The sequence below is a fragment of the Natrinema soli genome, assembly GCF_028618695.1.
Window position 1 is genome coordinate 1 of the sequence record NZ_JAQIVI010000440.1, and the last position, 513, is coordinate 513.

Sequence of the window (513 nt, forward strand, 5' to 3'; positions counted from 1 at the left end):
CCGCGCACGGCGGACCGGCGAGCCGACGGCGCTGGTCTGTACCTCCGGGACGGCGGCCGCGAACTTCCATCCCGCGGTGATGGAGGCCGATCGGGCCCGCGTCCCGCTGCTGGTTCTGACGGCAGATCGACCGCCCGAACTGCACGATAGCGGGGCGAATCAGACCGTCGATCAGGTCAAACTCTACGGCGACGCGGTCCGCTGGTACGCGGAACTACCGGAACCCGATGCCGACGAACGGACGGTTCGGAGCCTCCGGACGACCGCCGCGCGAGCGCTCGCCGAAACGACCGGCGTCCCGCCAGGTCCCGTTCACCTCAACTGTCCGTTCCGAAAGCCCCTCGAGCCGATCGACGTGCCCGGTGACGTCCCCGAGTCGTTCGCCGAGACGCTGGCTGGAAACGGACGAGACGGGCCGTTCGTCGAAACGACCGGCGGGACGCGAGCGCTCGCGGATGACGATCACCGACGGCTGCTGCGGGCGCTCGAGGCGGCCGATCGGCCGCTGTTCGT

The 513-nt window shown here is 70.4% G+C and carries 1 protein-coding gene; it reads left to right on the top strand.

What is annotated here, in order from left to right; genetic code table 11:
• The coding region (locus PGX04_RS23460) for a thiamine pyrophosphate-binding protein (RefSeq protein WP_273740722.1) at nucleotides 1-513 on the top strand (513 nt) is incomplete at both ends.